The organism is Luteibacter yeojuensis, from assembly GCF_011742875.1.
Classification (GTDB): domain Bacteria; phylum Pseudomonadota; class Gammaproteobacteria; order Xanthomonadales; family Rhodanobacteraceae; genus Luteibacter; species Luteibacter yeojuensis.
On sequence record NZ_JAAQTL010000002.1, the window covers coordinates 306,966 to 322,023 of the forward strand.

The 15,058-nt window shown below is 68.0% G+C and carries 14 protein-coding genes; 7 read left to right on the forward strand and 7 right to left on the reverse strand.

The window, feature by feature from the left end; all coding sequences use genetic code 11:
* Positions 1-31 precede the first annotated feature (31 nt).
* Genes HBF32_RS16315 through ptsP form a run of 3 tightly spaced genes read left to right on the forward strand, consistent with a single transcriptional unit; the run spans position 32 to position 2,437 of the window.
* Positions 32-424: a PTS sugar transporter subunit IIA gene (locus HBF32_RS16315; RefSeq protein WP_166700841.1), complete on the forward strand. Its 393-nt coding sequence runs from the start codon at positions 32-34 to the stop codon at positions 422-424.
* Positions 417-686, forward strand: a complete 270-nt coding sequence (locus HBF32_RS16320) for an HPr family phosphocarrier protein (protein ID WP_166700842.1) — start codon at positions 417-419, stop codon at positions 684-686. The genes HBF32_RS16315 and HBF32_RS16320 overlap by 8 nt, the downstream gene beginning before the upstream one ends.
* Before the next feature lie 2 nt (positions 687-688).
* The gene (gene ptsP / locus HBF32_RS16325) at positions 689-2,437 is read left to right on the forward strand and encodes a phosphoenolpyruvate--protein phosphotransferase (RefSeq protein WP_166700843.1); all 1,749 of its coding nucleotides are present in this window, start codon (positions 689-691) and stop codon (positions 2,435-2,437) included.
* Positions 2,438-2,502: 65 nt separating this feature from the next.
* Here ptsP and zwf read toward each other — a convergent pair whose 3' ends face one another.
* From zwf to recQ, 4 genes are all read right to left on the reverse strand, one after another.
* Entirely contained in the window at positions 2,503-4,266 is a 1,764-nt protein-coding gene (gene zwf, locus HBF32_RS16330) for a glucose-6-phosphate dehydrogenase (protein WP_166700844.1), read from the reverse strand.
* Positions 4,263-6,092: a glycoside hydrolase family 15 protein gene (locus tag HBF32_RS16335; protein ID WP_166700845.1), complete on the reverse strand. Its 1,830-nt coding sequence runs from the start codon at positions 6,090-6,092 to the stop codon at positions 4,263-4,265. Before HBF32_RS16335 ends, zwf begins: the two co-directional genes overlap by 4 nt.
* Positions 6,093-6,273: 181 nt before the next feature.
* Entirely contained in the window at positions 6,274-7,923 is a 1,650-nt protein-coding gene (locus HBF32_RS16340; protein WP_166700846.1) for a cation:proton antiporter domain-containing protein, read from the reverse strand.
* A 50-nt stretch (positions 7,924-7,973) separates the two neighbouring features.
* On the reverse strand, positions 7,974-9,788 hold the full coding sequence (gene recQ, locus HBF32_RS16345; protein WP_166700847.1) for a DNA helicase RecQ: 1,815 nt from the start codon (positions 9,786-9,788) through the stop codon (positions 7,974-7,976).
* 172 nt (positions 9,789-9,960) lie between these two features.
* Between recQ and HBF32_RS16350 the strand changes: the two genes are divergently transcribed.
* Positions 9,961-10,251: a hypothetical protein gene (locus tag HBF32_RS16350; RefSeq protein WP_166700848.1), complete on the forward strand. Its 291-nt coding sequence runs from the start codon at positions 9,961-9,963 to the stop codon at positions 10,249-10,251.
* A 3-nt stretch (positions 10,252-10,254) separates the two neighbouring features.
* Here HBF32_RS16350 and HBF32_RS16355 read toward each other — a convergent pair whose 3' ends face one another.
* A complete protein-coding gene (locus HBF32_RS16355; RefSeq protein ID WP_166700849.1) occupies positions 10,255-10,623 on the reverse strand; it encodes an MGMT family protein in 369 nt (122 codons plus the stop codon).
* 78 nt (positions 10,624-10,701) lie between these two features.
* Here HBF32_RS16355 and HBF32_RS16360 point away from each other — a divergent pair, with 78 nt between their 5' ends.
* Complete coding sequence (locus HBF32_RS16360; RefSeq protein WP_166700850.1) at positions 10,702-11,106, forward strand: hypothetical protein; 405 nt, start codon at positions 10,702-10,704, stop codon at positions 11,104-11,106.
* A gap of 52 nt (positions 11,107-11,158) precedes the next feature.
* On the opposite strand, the gene HBF32_RS16365 is transcribed toward HBF32_RS16360, so the two are convergent.
* Positions 11,159-12,283, reverse strand: a complete 1,125-nt coding sequence (locus HBF32_RS16365; RefSeq protein ID WP_166700851.1) for an inorganic phosphate transporter — start codon at positions 12,281-12,283, stop codon at positions 11,159-11,161.
* A gap of 13 nt (positions 12,284-12,296) precedes the next feature.
* Positions 12,297-12,926, reverse strand: coding sequence for a DUF47 domain-containing protein (locus HBF32_RS16370; RefSeq protein WP_166700852.1), 630 nt, complete (start codon positions 12,924-12,926; stop codon positions 12,297-12,299).
* A 104-nt stretch (positions 12,927-13,030) separates the two neighbouring features.
* Between HBF32_RS16370 and HBF32_RS16375 the strand changes: the two genes are divergently transcribed.
* The gene (locus HBF32_RS16375) at positions 13,031-14,350 is read left to right on the forward strand and encodes a hemolysin family protein (protein WP_166700853.1); all 1,320 of its coding nucleotides are present in this window, start codon (positions 13,031-13,033) and stop codon (positions 14,348-14,350) included.
* Between the two features lie 48 nt (positions 14,351-14,398).
* Complete coding sequence (locus tag HBF32_RS16380; RefSeq protein WP_166700854.1) at positions 14,399-15,010, forward strand: exopolysaccharide biosynthesis protein; 612 nt, start codon at positions 14,399-14,401, stop codon at positions 15,008-15,010.
* Positions 15,011-15,058 lie beyond the last annotated feature (48 nt).

A 15,058-nucleotide genomic window follows, 5' to 3' on the forward strand; every position in this document is an offset into this window, starting at 1 on the left:
CCATGACACAGCTACCGCGAGAGTTCGGGCGATGACCGTCGGCGTCCTCCTCATGACCCACGAGGCCGTCGGCAAGGCGCTCATTTCCGCCGCGCGCCACGTGATGCCGAAGCTTCCGCTGGAGGTCGACGCCGTCGAGGTGCCGCCCAGCGCCGATCCCGACGTCATGCGCACGCTCACGGCCCGGCACGCCCGCGAACTCGACCATGGCGACGGTGTGCTGGTGCTGGCCGACCTCTACGGCGCCACGCCCTGCAACATCGGCCTCTCGCTGGGCGAGCTCGGCGTGCACCTTCGCTGCGTCTCGGGCCTCAACCTGCCCATGCTGCTGCGCGTCCTCAACTATTCCGAAAAATCGCTACCCGAATTGGCCGAGATCGCGGCCAGCGGCGGTCGCGGAGGGATCTTCATCGACCATGCTTGAACGTGACATCGTGGTATCGAACCGGCTCGGCCTGCACGCACGCGCATCGGCCAAGCTTGTCCAGCTGGTCGCAGGGTTCAAATCGACGGTCTGGCTCGTCAACAAGGGACGCGAAGTGAATGCGCAGAGCATCATGGGCGTGATGATGCTGGCCGCCGGCATGGGTACCTCCCTCACCGTTCGCGCGGACGGCGAGGACGAGGCCCAGGCCATCTCCGCGGTCGTGGACCTCTTCGACCGCAAGTTCGACGAAGGCGCCTGACCATGAGAGTCGTGCTGACAGGTACACCCGCCGCCCGGGGCATGGCCCTCGGTCGGGCGCGCCTGATCCAGCCGAGCATCCTCGCCGTGGACATGCGGATGCTCGAGGACACCGAGATCGGCGCCGAGATCGAACGCCTGCACAAGGCCATCGACACCGCCCGCACCGAACTGCACGAACTCCGCGGCAAGCTGCACGGCGCGCTCGCCCGCGAAGTAGGCGACTTCATCGACGCACACAGCCTCCTCCTCGACGACGAGGAACTGCTGCGCGGCCTCGACGACCTCGTCGCCGTCGGCCATTACACGGCAAGCGCCGCGCTGAAAATGCAGCGCGACCGCCTCGCCGCCGTGTTCGACGCGATGAACGATCCGTACCTGAAGAGCCGCGGCGAAGACATCGACCAGGTCATCGGCCGGGTCATGTCGGCGCTGAACCAGCAGTCCAGCCGCGAGGAACGCAAGCTCGCGTCGCGCGTGGGCGAGATCGTCGTGAGCGACACGATCGCCCCGGCCGACATGGCGGGCATGGCCGGCCAGGGCATGCTCGGTGTGATCGCGAGCGCGGGCAGCGTCTACTCGCATAGCGCGATCCTCGCGCGCAGCTTCAACATCCCGATGCTGGTGGGCACGCGCGACGCGCTCGCCACCGTCAACGACGACGACCTTGTGCTGATCGACGCGGAACACGGCGAGGTCATCGTCCATCCGACGGCTCAGGACCTCGCGCGCTACCGCCAGTGGCAGCGCCAGGCCGCGGCGGAAGGCCGCCGCCTCGCCGCCCTCGCCACGGCACCGACGCTCACGCGCGACGGCGCGCACGTCCGGCTTTTCGCGAACGCCGAGCTGGCGGGCGACGTGACCCTCGCCCGCGCACGCGGCGCCGACGGCATCGGCCTCTACCGGTCGGAATTCCTCTTCCTGCGCCAGCGCGGCCTGCCCTCCGAAGACGAGCAGTTCGCGGCGTACCGCGATGTCGTGCTCGGCATGGGCGGCCTGCCCGTCACCATCCGCACGCTCGACCTGGGCGCCGACAAGGCCGATGCGGCGGGGCTGGCGATCCGCGGCGAGGACAACCCGGCGCTCGGCGTACGCGGCATCCGCCTGTCGCTGCGCTACCCCGACATCTTCAGCGTGCAGTTGCGCGCGATCCTGCGCGCGGCCTGCTACGGCCCGGTGCGCATCCTCGTCCCGATGGTCACCCACATCGGCGAACTCGCGGCCGTGCGCACGCTGATCAAGAAGGCACGCGAAGACCTTTCGCGGCAGGGGCAGGAGCTTCCGGAGCGACTGGATATCGGTGCGATGATCGAAGTGCCCGCGGCGGCGATCGGCGTCGGCTCGATCCTGGCGAAGGCGGACTTCCTCGCCATCGGCACCAACGACCTCGCCCAATACGTGCTCGCGGCGGATCGCAACAACGACGCGCTGGAAGGCATCTACGATCCGCTGCAACCACCATTCCTGCGCCTGATCGCACATGTGATCGCAAGCGCGCGTCGGGCGAAGAAGCCGGTGAGCCTGTGCGGCGAAATCGCCGGCGACACGCAGTTCACCGCCCTGCTCCTGGCGATGGGCCTGGAGGAATTCAGCATGCATCCGGGCCAGTTGCTGCAGGTCCGCGACCGCCTGACCTCACTGGACTGCGGCGCGCTTCGCCGCGCGGCGCCACGACTGTTCCGCGCACATACGCGTGACGAAGTCGAAGAGCGCCTGGCGGAAGTCGTGGCAAGACAAGACGGCTGCCACTGACCTCGAGCCCTCGCCCGTCGTCCCTGCGCAGATAGGGACGACGGGCGATACGTCAGCGGCGCCGGTTATTTCTTGCGGGGACGCTTGCTCGTGTTCGCGGGGCGTTTTGCGGGGGCGGCCTTGCTGGCGGGGGCCGCTTTTCTGGCCGATGCCGCTTTCTTGACCGACGTGCCGCGCATCGCCTTCTTCGCCGCCGCGCGCTTTTTCGCGGCGCGGCGCTCGGGTGACTTTTCCGACGGCGACGCGTCCACCTTGGCGGACTTCGCCGTGCGACGCGTATTGAGTTCCGCCGCGGTATTAAGCGGGCGCCAGGAACGGCCGCCCAGCGCCAGCAGGGTATCGGCCGAGGCCGGTCCCGCGCTACCCGAGGCGTAGTTCGGGAAGTCGGCTGGCGTGCGCTGCGACCAGTCGTCCAGGATCGGCTGCACCGCGCGCCAGCAGGCTTCCACCATATCGGCGCGCTGGAACAGCGTGGCGTCGCCGGTCATGCAATCGTAGAGCAGCGTTTCGTAGCCGACGTTCGGCTCGGCGCGGAACCAGTCGGCGTACTTGAAGTCCATGCGCACCGGCGCGAGTTCCACGCGGGGGCCCGGACGCTTCACGTCGAACTGCAACGAGATGCCCTCGTCCGGCTGGATCTGCAACACCAGCCAATCGGGGCCGAACGCGTCCATGCCCGTGCCGCGGAATGGAGCGAACGGCGCGGACTTGAAGCGGATGGCGATCTCGGTCGTGCGGCGCCCCATATGCTTGCCGGTGCGCAGGTAGAACGGCACGCCCGACCAGCGCCAGGTGTCGATCGAGAGCTTCATGGCGACGAAGGTCTCCGTCACCGAGTCCGCCGCCACGTCGGGTTCGTCGCGATAGGAATTGGCCAGCTGGCCATTCACCGCACCGGGGCCGTACTGGCCGCGCACGGCGTCTTCGGGCTGTACCGGCCGGATCGCGTCGATGGTTTCGGCCTTGCGCGTACGCACCGCCTCGGCGTCGAAGGAACTCGGCGGCTCCATCGCCACCATGGCCAGCAGCTGGAACAGGTGGTTGGGCACCATGTCGCGCAGTGCGCCGGTCTGCTCGTAGAACGACCCGCGGCGTTCGACGCCGACGGTTTCCGCCACGGTGATCTGCACGTGGTCGATGCGGTCGCGGTTCCAGATCGGCTCGAACAGACCGTTGGCGAAGCGGAACGCCATGATGTTCTGCACCGTCTCTTTCCCGAGGAAGTGGTCGATGCGGTAGATCTGGTCTTCGCGGAGGACCTTTAGGATGCGCTCGTTGAGCGCGCGAGCCGAGGCGAGGTCGTGGCCGAACGGCTTCTCGATGATCACGCGGCGCCAGAAGTCGCCGTTCGAACCGCCGTCGTCGACGAGCCCGGCATCGCGGAGCTTCTCGATCACGTCGCCGAAGAAGCGCTCCGGCGTGGCGAGGTAGAACAACACGTTGCCCTTCGTGCCGCGCTTCTTCTCCACTTCGCGCAGACGGACGGCGAGGCTGTGGAACGCGGAGAGATCGTCGAAATCGCCGGCGTGATAGCTCATCTGCCCGCTCAGCCAGCCCCACGCATCCTCGTCGAGCTTGCCGCCGGAATTGCCGACGAAGCGCTCCAGCGCCATCCGCAGGTTCTTCTTCCACGCGTTGTCGGTCATCTTGCCGTGGTTGAAGCCGATGACGGAGAAGTTATCGGACAGCAGGCCCGTACGACGCATGTTGTACAGCGAGGGCACGACGAGCCGGCTGGTGAGATCGCCGGCGGCGCCGAAGATCACGACGGTACAGGGATCGGCCGGATGAGCACGCGAGGTGGCGCGCTTCGGTTGGGCTGGACTCATGCACGGGCTCCTTGGGTATCGAGTGCTTCGTCGGGTGTGGCATGGACGTCGGCCGTCGCGCTGTAACCTTTCGCGAGGCTGAAGGCGGCATTGATCAAGGCGACGTGCGAAAAGGCCTGGGGGAAATTGCCCAGCAGTCGCTTCGACCGTGGATCGTACTCCTCCGAGAGCAGTCCGAGGTCGTTCGTGAGGCCGATCAGGCTGACGAACAGCTCCCGCGCATCGTCGAGACGGCCCAGCAGCACGTAGTTTTCCACCAGCCAGAAGCTGCACGGCAGGAACTGGCCCTCGCCCGGCGGCAGGCCGTCGACGCCGGTGCTCGTGTGATAGCGCAGCACGAAGCCTTCGACCAGCAGGTCCTCCTCGATCGCCCTCACCGTCGCCGTCACGCGCGGGTCGTCCGGCGGCAGGAAGTCGGTGAGCGTGATCAGCAGCAGGCTTGCGTCCAGTTCCTTGGAACCGTAGGACTGGGTGAAGCAGCCGCGCTCGGGATCCACGCCCTTGGCGAGGATGTCCGCCTTGATCTCCTCGGCGACGGTGCGCCACCGCTGGTTGAGCTCGGCATCGTGCCCTTCGCGCTGTTGCTCGGAGGCGCGCTGGAAGGCCAGCCAGGCCATCACCTTCGAATGGACGAAATGACGCGGCTCGCCGCGGATTTCCCAGATCCCGTTGTCGGGCTTGCGCCAGATACTGGCGAGGTGTTCCAGGAACACCGTCTGTACGCTGTCCGCGGTGGGTTGCCAGACCACGCCGTGCCGGATGGCGTGCGCGAATGCGCCGACGAGTTCGCCGTAGATGTCCAGTTGGAACTGCGTGGAGGCCGCATTGCCGATACGCACGGGCTGCGCCCCTTCATAGCCCCGCAGCCAGGGCACCTCGAACTCCTCCAGCCGGCGCTCGCCCGCCAGGCCATAGAGCACCTGCAACTGTTCCGGCGATCCGGCCACGGCGCGGCGCACCCAGTCGCGCCATGCACTGGCTTCGTCGTGGTACCCGGCGTTGACGAGGGCGGACAGCACGAAGGTGGCATCGCGCGCCCAGCAGAAGCGGTAATCCCAGTTGCGCTCGCCACCGAACTGCTCGGGCAGGGACGTGGTCGGCGCGGCGACGATGCCGCCGGTGGGAAGGTAGCTGAGCCCCTTCAGCACGACCAGCGAACGGCGGACGATGTCGGACCACTCCCCCGCACCGTTGCAGCGGTTCGACCAGCCTTCCCAGAAAGCGAGCGAAGCGGCCAGCGCGTCGTATGGGTCGAGGACGTCGGGCGGCGGGAGGTGCGAAGGTCCCCAGGTCATGACGAAGGGAACGGAATCGCCCTTGCCTACCTTGAAACGCGCGATGCTGTGCAGGCCTTCGCCTTCCACGGCGACGGGACTGCGCACGACCAGCAGGTCCGGACCGGCCACCGCGGTCATCGTCGTCTCGTCGACGCGCGTCACCCAGGGAACCGCGTTGCCGTAGTCGAAACGGATGGTGAGCACGGCTTCGAAGTCGACGCGCCCTTCCAATCCCTCGACGATGCGCGTGACGCCGACCTGCTCATCGGCGAACGGCATGAAATCGATCACCCGCGCCCGGCCGGTGGCCGTTCGCCATTCGGTTTCGAGGACGAGGCTGCCGTCGATGTAGGCGCGGCGGCTGACCGCATCGGGATCGGCGGGTGCGATGCGCCAGCGGCCGTTGTCCTCGGAACCGACCAGGGCCGCGAAGCACGAGGCGGAATCGAACCGGGGAAGGCACAACCAGTCGATGGAGCCGTCCTTGGCCACCAGCGCCGCGCTTCGGCAGTTGCCGAGCATCGCGTAGTCCTCGATCCGGGATGCCATGCTGTCCTCGTCGATCCGCTGTGAATTCGTTACGGTAACGACCGGATTGTTATCGCCGCGTGTCCGGAAATCTTGCACAAGCACACTGCGGGAGCCGCCATGGCGGCGAGGGGACATGCGCTGCGGCCGCGACGTTCCGTCGGCTTTCCGCCGCTATGGCGGCTCCTGCCGTTCGTCCGGCTCAATGGGTGGATTCGCGCTTCGGCTGGGCCGCCGCGAACATGCTCCGGGCCACTTCCTGTTCTCCGTAGACGACTTCGCTGGCACCGAGGCCGCCCAGGTGGCCCACGCATTCGGGCGAGTGCGCGCGCGCCACGATCGGCAGGTCCGGCCGCAGGGCGCGTGCGGCGCGGACGATCTGGCCGCCTTCGAAGGGATCGGACACGGCGACGATCAATGCGCGGGCCTCGGCAAGGTTCGCCTCCGCAAGGACAGGCGCCGCGGCGGCATTGCCGACCACCACCTCCACGTCGCCGCGCGCGCGGAGTTCGCGTACGGCGTCCTCGTCCGATTCGATCAGCAGCGTGCGCGCGCCGACCGCCTGGAGTTCGGCGAGTACGCGACGGCCCACGCGGCCGTGGCCCACCAGGACGGTGTGTCCGGCCATGTCCGGGTGGTCGTCCGGCGTGTCGGCGTCGTGCCGCGCGATCCAGCGGTCGAGTGCCACGAACAGCAGCGGATTGATCAGGATGGAAACGATCGCGGCGGCGAGCAGGATGTCGCGCGCCTGGGAGCTCAACAGACCCAGCGAGACGCCCAGGCCCGCGAGAATGAAGGAGAACTCGCCGATCTGCGCGAGGCTGGTGGCGATGGTGAGTGCGGTCTTGGGCGGGCGTCCGAACGCGCGCACGATGACGAACGCGGCGAGCGACTTGCCCACGACGATGATGAGGCATGCGGCGAGGACGACCCACGGCTGTTCGACGAGGATGCGCGGATTGAACAGCATGCCGATGGAGACGAAGAAAAGCACGGCGAAGGCGTCGCGCAGCGGCAGCGTTTCCTCCGCCGCACGCTGCGAGAGTTTCGACTCACCCATCATCATGCCGGCGAAGAAGGCGCCAAGCTCGAACGACACGTCGAACAGATGGGCGGCGCCGAACGCGACGCCCAGCGCGATGGCCAGCACGGCCAGGCGGAACAGTTCGCGCGAGCCGCTGGCGGAGACGGTCTGGAGCACCCAGGGAATGGCGCGCTTGCCGACGATCAGCATCAGCGCGACGAACACGACCACCTTGCCGATCGTCCAGGCCACGGTTTCGATCAACGCGCCGACCGTCGGCGCGGGACCGTCGTGCCCGGCACCAAGGAAACCGCCGATGGCCGGCAGCAGCACGAGCGCCAGCACCATCGCGAGGTCTTCGACGATCAGCCAGCCCACCGCGATGCGGCCGCGGTCGGTGTCGAGGAGACGACGTTCCTCCATCGCGCGAAGCAGCACCACGGTGCTGGCCACCGACAACGCGAGGCCGAAGACGAAGCCCTGCGCCGGCGGCCAGCCCAGCCACCAGCCCAGCAGCATGCCCAGGCCGGTGGCGACGCCCATCTGCGCGGCGGCCCCGGGGATGGAGATGGCCTTGACCGCCAGCAGGTCCTTCAGCGAAAAGTGCAGGCCCACGCCGAACATGAGCAGGATGACGCCGAGATCGGCGAGTTCCTGGGCGATGTGCGCGTCGGCGACATAGCCTGGCGTGAATGGCCCGGCGACGACGCCGGCGACCAGATAGCCTGCCAGTACCGGCAGGCGCAGCCGGAGCGCCAGCGCGCCGAAGACAAAGGCGAGGACAAGGCCGCCGACGAGGGTGGCGATGAGCGGCGTGGCGTCGTGCACGGAAACTCCTGGTCGTTGCCGCAGGCCGCCCGCGGCATCGGGCTAGGCTATCACCCCGCCGCGGTCAGGACCGCGAGGAAATCTTTTCCGTAGCGTTTGAGCTTGTTCTCTCCCACGCCACTGATCGAGGCCAGCTCTTCTTCGTTGCCCGGCAGGGCGCGGAGCATGGCCAGCAGGGTGGCGTCGTGGAAGATGACGTAGGCCGGCACGCCGTGCTGCCTGGCCAGTTCGGCCCGCACGCGGCGCAGTTCGTTCCAGAGCGGCTGCTCGATCTCCTCGATGCCGAGCGAGGCGCCCGCGGCGGCGGGCGTGGACCGCGTCGTGCGACGCCCCTTCGCAGGGCGCGCGTCCTCGCGCAGCCACACCTTGCGCTCGCCCTTCAACACAGGCCCGCTGGTGGCGGAGAGCCGCAGCGTGCCATAGCCCTCGGGATCGGCCTCGACGAGCCCCGCCGCCAGCAACTGACGGAATACCGAACGCCACTGCGTGGCGTCCATGTCGGCACCGACGCCGAACACCGTGAGGCTGTCGTGGCCGAGGTCGCGCACGCGTTCGGACGCCTCGCCGCGCAGGATGTCGATGAGGTGGCCGGCACCGAAGCGCTGCCCGCTGCGATAGATGCACGACATGGCCTTCTGCGAGGCGACGGTGGCGTCCCAGGTCTTGGGCGGCTGCAGGCAGTTGTCGCAGTTGCCGCAAGGTTCCGGGTAAATTTCCGCGAACGCCTCCAGCAGCAGCTGGCGCCGGCAGCGCGTGGCTTCGGCATAACCCAGCAGCGAATCGAGCTTCAGCCGTTCGATGCGCTTGCGCGCATCGCCCGCCTCGGACTGCGAGATCATCTGGCTCATGGTCACGACGTCGCCCAGGCCGTAGATCATCCATGCTTCCGCCGGCAGCCCGTCGCGGCCGGCGCGACCGGTTTCCTGGTAATACCCTTCCATGCTGCGCGGCAGGTCGAGGTGCGCGACGAAACGCACGTCGGGCTTGTCGATGCCCATGCCGAAGGCCACCGTGGCGACCATCACCACGCCCTCTTCGCGCAGGAAACGCTGCTGGTGTCGCGTGCGCGTGGCGGCGTCGAGGCCTGCGTGGTACGGCAACGAGTCGACGCCGGCTTCCGCGAGCCATGCGGCCGTTTCGTCGACCTTACGCCGGCTCAGGCAATAGACGATGCCCGCCTCGCCGCGATGGGCGTCGAGGAAGTCGAGCAGCTGGCGGCGCGCGTTCTGCCGCGGCGCCACGCGATAGCGGATATTGGGCCGGTCGAAGCTCGAAACAAAGCGGCGGGCCTCGTGCAGGTTCAGCCGCTCGACGATTTCCTCGCGCGTGCGTTCGTCGGCGGTGGCCGTGAGCGCGATGCGCGGCACCTCGGGGAAACGCTCGTGCAGGATGGCGAGCTCACGGTATTCCGGGCGGAAGTCGTGGCCCCATTGCGACACGCAATGCGCCTCGTCGATGGCGAAGAGCGCGATGGGAATGCGATCGAGCAAGCCGAGGAAGCGTCCGGTGAGCAGGCGCTCCGGCGCCACGTAGAGCATGTCCAGTTCGCCGGCGAGCAGCTGGTCTTCCACCTCGCGCTGGGTGACGGCGTCCAGGCTGGAGTTGAGGTAGCGCGCACGCACGCCGGCCTCGCCGAGCGCGTCGACCTGGTCCTGCATCAGGGCGATGAGCGGCGACACCACGATGCCGGTGCCCTCGCGCATGAGTGCGGGGATCTGGAAGCAGAGCGACTTGCCGCCGCCGGTGGGCATGAGCACGAGCGCGTCGCCGCCGGCGGCGACCGCTTCGACGATGGCTTGTTGCTGCCCGCGGAATCCGGGATAGCCGAAAACGGAATGAAGGAGATCGAGTGCGTGGGACTGCATGTGTCCATGCTAGCAAACCGCCGCCGCGGCGCCCCGCCGGACGACGCCCGTACGAACATTTGCTTACGCCGATTTGCGACGGGGGTCGTTTTCTTTCGACGCGCGATGACGGCTAATGGGACCGGGCACGACGCCCGCGATCCACTGCGACTTCATCCTTGAGGAGGATGTCATGCACAGAGCGTTCGTAACTGCCGCACTCGTCGCCGGAAGCCTTCTGGCCGGCATCCCTCCCGGCTTTGCCGCCGGCGGCCGCATCGCCTTCAGCGGTTATGTCCTGGAGCAACCCTGCCCGCTGCGCGAAGGACGATTGGACTGCCCCGAGGGGCGCCGGGTCGATGCCGTGGTCCGCGCCGTCGACATCCGCTCGATACCGGGCCCGGTCCACGACCGCCTGCTGGAGTACGCCGTACACCGCGATGCCTCGCGCCCCTGGAGGCTGACGGAGGTGACCTACCGCTGAGGGTCAGCCCGGCGGTCCCCAGATAGCCCTGTCCAGGTCGTGGTCGAGCCCGAAGGCCGTCATGGGCACGCGGCCGTCCTTCACGACGACGCCCTCGGCCTTGAGTCGCCTGCATTGCTCCCGGTAACCGCGCGTGCCCGCGGGTATGCCGATGCGCCCGTCGGCGCGCAGCACGCGATGCCAGGGCAGGTCCAGCCGGTTGGGGGCCTCCCCCAACACCTTGCCGATGAGGCGCGCGCGCCCCGGGTAGCCGGCGCGCGCCGCGATGGCGCCGTAACTGGCCACGCGCCCCCTCGGAATGGCCGCGACCGCCTCGATGATGCGGCGCGCCCGGGTCTCGCTGGCGGCGTCGGCGTCCCATTCATCGCTCATGGTCGTTTCCTGCATGTTCCGAAACGCCGATGAGGTTACCATCCGGAAACCCTCACGACGGATGTGTGGACGACGGCCATGCGACACTTCGAAGCGATTCGCTCCCATGTCGGCGGCATCCATAAGCTCCGCCAGAACGAGCCCTACGTCATCAGCTTCGACCTGGAGCTCCCCGACGGGCGCCATCAGGGCATCTACCTTGCGGAGCTGGAGGATGGCGAGGGCCAGCGCTTCCTGCGCCTGTCCACGCCGATCGGCCCACTGGCGGGGGTGGACGCCCGCCGCTGCCTCCGTTTCAACTGGGAACAGCGCACCGGGTACCTCGCCGAAGCGGACCTCGACGGCTCCCCGTACCTCCACCTGTGCGAGAACCGTCCGTACGACTACCTGGACGAACGCGAACTCGCGCGGTTGATCGGGGAACTGGGCGCCACGGGCGACCAGCTGGAACAGGTGGTCAACGGCGAAGCCGACGCCCTGTAATGCGGGCGCGGCCATGGCGGCGAGAAGCCAGGGAAGCGATGACGCCGCAGGGTCAGAAGAACCAGTTGCTCAGCTTCACCAGGCCGTAGCCGATACCCGCCGTGATCGGCAACGTCAGTATCCAGGCCCACACCATGCGCTCGACCACCGACCAGCGGATGGCGTTGAAGCGCTTCGCGGCACCCACGCCCATGATGGAAGCGGACACGTTGTGCGTGGTGGACACCGGCACGCCGAGGACCGATGCGGTGAGGATCACGGCGGCCGAGCTGCCTTCGGCGGCGAACCCGTTGATCGGGTGCAGCTTCACCATCTTGTGGCCGAGGGTCTTGATGATCCGCCAGCCGCCACCCGCGGTGCCGCCGGCCATCGTCAGCGCGCAGACCACCTTGACCCACACGGGAATGGGGAAGCCGCCGGCGGCCGCCGGATCGTGGGGAATGCGCAGGAAATGGAGGAACGCCGGCAGGTGGTCGAACTGGCCCGCGGCGGTGGCGCCGGCCAGGGCGAGCGCGATGATGCCCATGCTCTTCTGCGCGTCGTTCATGCCATGGGAGAGGCCCATGGCGCTCGCCGACACGATCTGCGCCTTGCCGAAAAAGCTGTTCACGAAGGGCGTGCGGCCGAAGCGGCGCAAGGGGCCGCGGCGGCTGGAGAAGAACCCCAGCAGCGCATAGAGGCCCCCCATGATGAGGAAGCCGATGACGAAACCGAGGAAGGGCGACACGATCATCGGCACGATCACCTTCGGGATCACGCCCTTGCCCAACCACCAGTGCGCCCCGTCCTGCCACCAGATGATCGAATGGAGGTTGTCCCCCGCCGCCGCCAGCGCGGCGCCGCACAGGCCGCCGACCAGCGCATGGCTGGAACTGGAAGGCAGGCCCAGCCACCAGGTGATGAGATTCCAGATGGTGGCGCCAAGCAGCGCGCTGATCAGCAGCTGCGAGCCGACCTCGACCACACCGGTGTCGATCAGACCCGAGGCGATCGTGGCGGCCACGGCGGTGCCCCAAAGGGCGCCGGCGAGGTTGGTGACCGCCGCCAGCAGCACGGCCTGCCCCGGCGTGAGCACCTTGGTCGCGACCACGGTCGCGATGGAATTCGCCGTGTCGTGGAAGCCGTTGATGTAGGTGAAAGCGAGAGCGATCAGGACGACCGCGATGACCATGCTCATGGGAATCCCGCCGTCAGGAGTTCTTGAGCACGATGGAGTAGACGACGTTGCCGACATCGCGGCATTTGTCGACCGCTTTCTCGACGAGCTCGAAGAGATCCTTCGCCAGGATGGCGCGCAGCGGGTCGGAGCCCTCCGCGTACAGCGTGCGGTACGGATCGAGGAGCAGGCGGTCGGCCTCCGACTCCAGCGCCTGGAGCTGGTCGCGCAGCTTCTTTACCGGGTCGATCTTCAGGCCGTGGCGCAGCTGGCCGATCATGGCCACCACGACCTCGGCGGAGCGTTCCAGCAGGGCGGCGCGCTGGCCGAAGTCGATGCCCTGGAGACGCTCGGCGACGATGACGTAGCGTTCGGCGAACTTCTCGATGGTCTTGGGAATCTTGTACAGCGCGGAGTTCAGCGCCTCGATGTCCTCGCGGTCCAGCGCGGTGACGAAGGTGTTCACCAGTTCCTCCCCGATCTGCCCGTGGAGCGCCTTCTCGCGGGCGCGGGCCGTGCTGAAGGCGGCCATCACCGGGGTGCGGTCGGTCTGGGTGACCAGTTCGTGCATGGCCCGGGCGCTCTCTCGGGCGGCCTCGGCGCTGGCCTCGAGCAGGCCGTAGAACTTGTCGCCCTTACCGAACATCGTCTGGAGTGAAAACATGGGGTTGCCTGGGAACCTGGGGGAATTTGTGACCAATATGTTACCGGACTGGGGAGGCGGACGCCTCCACGATCCGACGCGGCCATCTGCTATATAAGCGCCCGATGCTCACCGAAATCCTGCTGGTCCTCGTTCTCTCACTCGGCAACGGCTTCTTCGCCTTGTCGGAAATGTCCGTGGTCGCGTCGCGGAAGAGCCGCCTGAAGCAGATGGCCCGCGAGAGCCGCCGCGCCCGTGTGGCCCTGCAGCTGGCCGAGGCCCCCGAGCGCTTCCTCTCGACGGTCCAGGTGGGCATGACCCTGATCATCCTGGTCACCGGCGCCGTGGCCGGCGACAGGCTGGGCGAACACTTCACCGGGCTCATCCACGGCGGTGGCGCGGCCTGGCTGGAACCCTATGCCCGCATCCTCGGCTGGCTGCTCGGCTTCCTCCTGATGTCGCTGGTCCAGATCGTCGTCGGCGAACTGGTGCCCAAGCGCGCCGCCCTGTCCGCGCCGGAACGCATCGCGTGCCAGATCGCCGTGCCGATGCTGGTGGTCTCGCGCATCACCCTGCCGATGGTCTGGCTGCTCAACCACCTCTCCACGGGCATCCTCCGCGTGCTGCGCCTGCACCGCGTGGGCGCCAGCGCGGCCACCGAGGAGGAGATCCGCCTGCTGGTGGCCGAAAGCGCCGAGCAGGGCATCCTCGACAGCGACGAGCGCAACATGGTGAACCGGGTGCTGCGGCTGGGCGACCGCAGCGTGGGCTCGGTGATGACGCCGCGCATGAAGATCGCCTGGCTCGACGTCGCGGCGCCGCTGGAAGACAACCTGGCGGTCCTGCGCGAGACGCAATTCTCCCGCTACCCCGTCTACCGGCGCGACGAAAGCGAGGTCGTCGGCACGGTGGAAGTGAAGTCGCTGCTGGTATCGCTGGACGGCGGCCCGATGGACCTTTTCGCCCACGTGGCCCGCCCCCTCTTCGTGCCCGCCACGGCGCGCGCGCTCGACCTGCTGGAGGCGTTCCGCGACGCGGACACGCAACTGGCCCTGGCCGTGGACGAATACGGCGATATCGAAGGACTGGTCACGCTCAACGACCTGCTCACGGCCGTCGTGGGGGCCACCGCGCCGGCCGCGGACGACGACGGCCCGGAAGGCCCGATCGTGCGCCGCGAGGACGGCAGCTGGCTGGTCGACGGCTCCCTGCCGGCCGACGACCTGCGCGAACTGCTCCAGCTCGAACGCCTGCCGAACGAGGAAGAACACGATTTCCGTACCGTGGCCGGCATGATCACCACGCAGTTCGGCCACATCCCGCGCGCCGGTGAAGCCTTCACCTGGCAGGGCCATCGCTTCGAGGTCGTGGACATGGACGGCGCGCGCATCGACAAGGTGCTGGTGAGCACGGTGCGAACGGATGAAGTCGCCGCCGACGAATGAGCGCCGCGGTTCAATGCGGGTTCAAGCCGGGGCGGCGACAGTCGGCCCATGAGCCCGGACAAAGAGCCCCGCGAGGAAAAGACCGCCGCCCTGCTGAGGGCGGCGCTCATGTCCGCGCCCGATGAGCGGGTCACCATCGAGCAGCTGCTCGAACCCCTGCGCCGCCGCGCGTTCGGCTTCCTCCTGCTGTTGCTCGCGATCCCGAACTTCATCCCCGTGCCGGTCGGCATCGGCGGCATCATGGGCGTGCTCGTGGTCGCACTGGGCCTGGAAATGCTGATCGGCCTGGAGCACCCGTGGATTCCCGGGTTCCTGCGCCGGCGCACGATGTCGCGCGAGGGCCTGCTGCGTTTCCTCGACCGCATCGCGCCGATGACGGGACGCCTGGAACGCATCTGCAAGCCGCGCATGCAGCGGCTCACGCGCCATCCCTTCACCTTCGTGTCCGGCGCGATCATGATCCTCGTCGGCATCCTCCTCGCCCTGCCCATTCCGTTCACCAACTACGTCTTCGGCGGCATGCTCGTCGCTTTCGCCTTCGCTCTCGTGGAAAGGGACGGCGCGCTGGTGCTCCTGGTCTGGGCGACGACCATCGCGATGGTGGCCGCCTCGGCGACCTTCAGCCAGGCACTGGTCCGGCTGGTCCGCGATCTTTTCTAGCCCGCCGGGCTCGGCTTCGCCATCGCGTTCGACCTCGTACACCGTGGC

Excerpts from the sequence above, each read along its gene's own strand:
- HBF32_RS16360 (WP_166700850.1), top strand. The coding sequence starts at position 10,702 with ATGCGACACTTCGAAGCGATTCGCTCCCATGTCGGCGGCATCCATAAG.
- zwf (WP_166700844.1), bottom strand. The coding sequence starts at position 4,266 with ATGAGTCCAGCCCAACCGAAGCGCGCCACCTCGCGTGCTCATCCGGCC.
- HBF32_RS16365 (WP_166700851.1), bottom strand. The coding sequence starts at position 12,283 with ATGAGCATGGTCATCGCGGTCGTCCTGATCGCTCTCGCTTTCACCTAC.
- ptsP (WP_166700843.1), top strand. The coding sequence starts at position 689 with ATGAGAGTCGTGCTGACAGGTACACCCGCCGCCCGGGGCATGGCCCTC.
- HBF32_RS16335 (WP_166700845.1), bottom strand. The coding sequence starts at position 6,092 with ATGGCATCCCGGATCGAGGACTACGCGATGCTCGGCAACTGCCGAAGC.
- HBF32_RS16380 (WP_166700854.1), top strand. The coding sequence starts at position 14,399 with ATGAGCCCGGACAAAGAGCCCCGCGAGGAAAAGACCGCCGCCCTGCTG.
- HBF32_RS16370 (WP_166700852.1), bottom strand. The coding sequence starts at position 12,926 with ATGTTTTCACTCCAGACGATGTTCGGTAAGGGCGACAAGTTCTACGGC.
- HBF32_RS16355 (WP_166700849.1), bottom strand. The coding sequence starts at position 10,623 with ATGAGCGATGAATGGGACGCCGACGCCGCCAGCGAGACCCGGGCGCGC.
- HBF32_RS16350 (WP_166700848.1), top strand. The coding sequence starts at position 9,961 with ATGCACAGAGCGTTCGTAACTGCCGCACTCGTCGCCGGAAGCCTTCTG.
- HBF32_RS16320 (WP_166700842.1), top strand. The coding sequence starts at position 417 with ATGCTTGAACGTGACATCGTGGTATCGAACCGGCTCGGCCTGCACGCA.
- HBF32_RS16375 (WP_166700853.1), top strand. The coding sequence starts at position 13,031 with ATGCTCACCGAAATCCTGCTGGTCCTCGTTCTCTCACTCGGCAACGGC.
- recQ (WP_166700847.1), bottom strand. The coding sequence starts at position 9,788 with ATGCAGTCCCACGCACTCGATCTCCTTCATTCCGTTTTCGGCTATCCC.
- HBF32_RS16315 (WP_166700841.1), top strand. The coding sequence starts at position 32 with ATGACCGTCGGCGTCCTCCTCATGACCCACGAGGCCGTCGGCAAGGCG.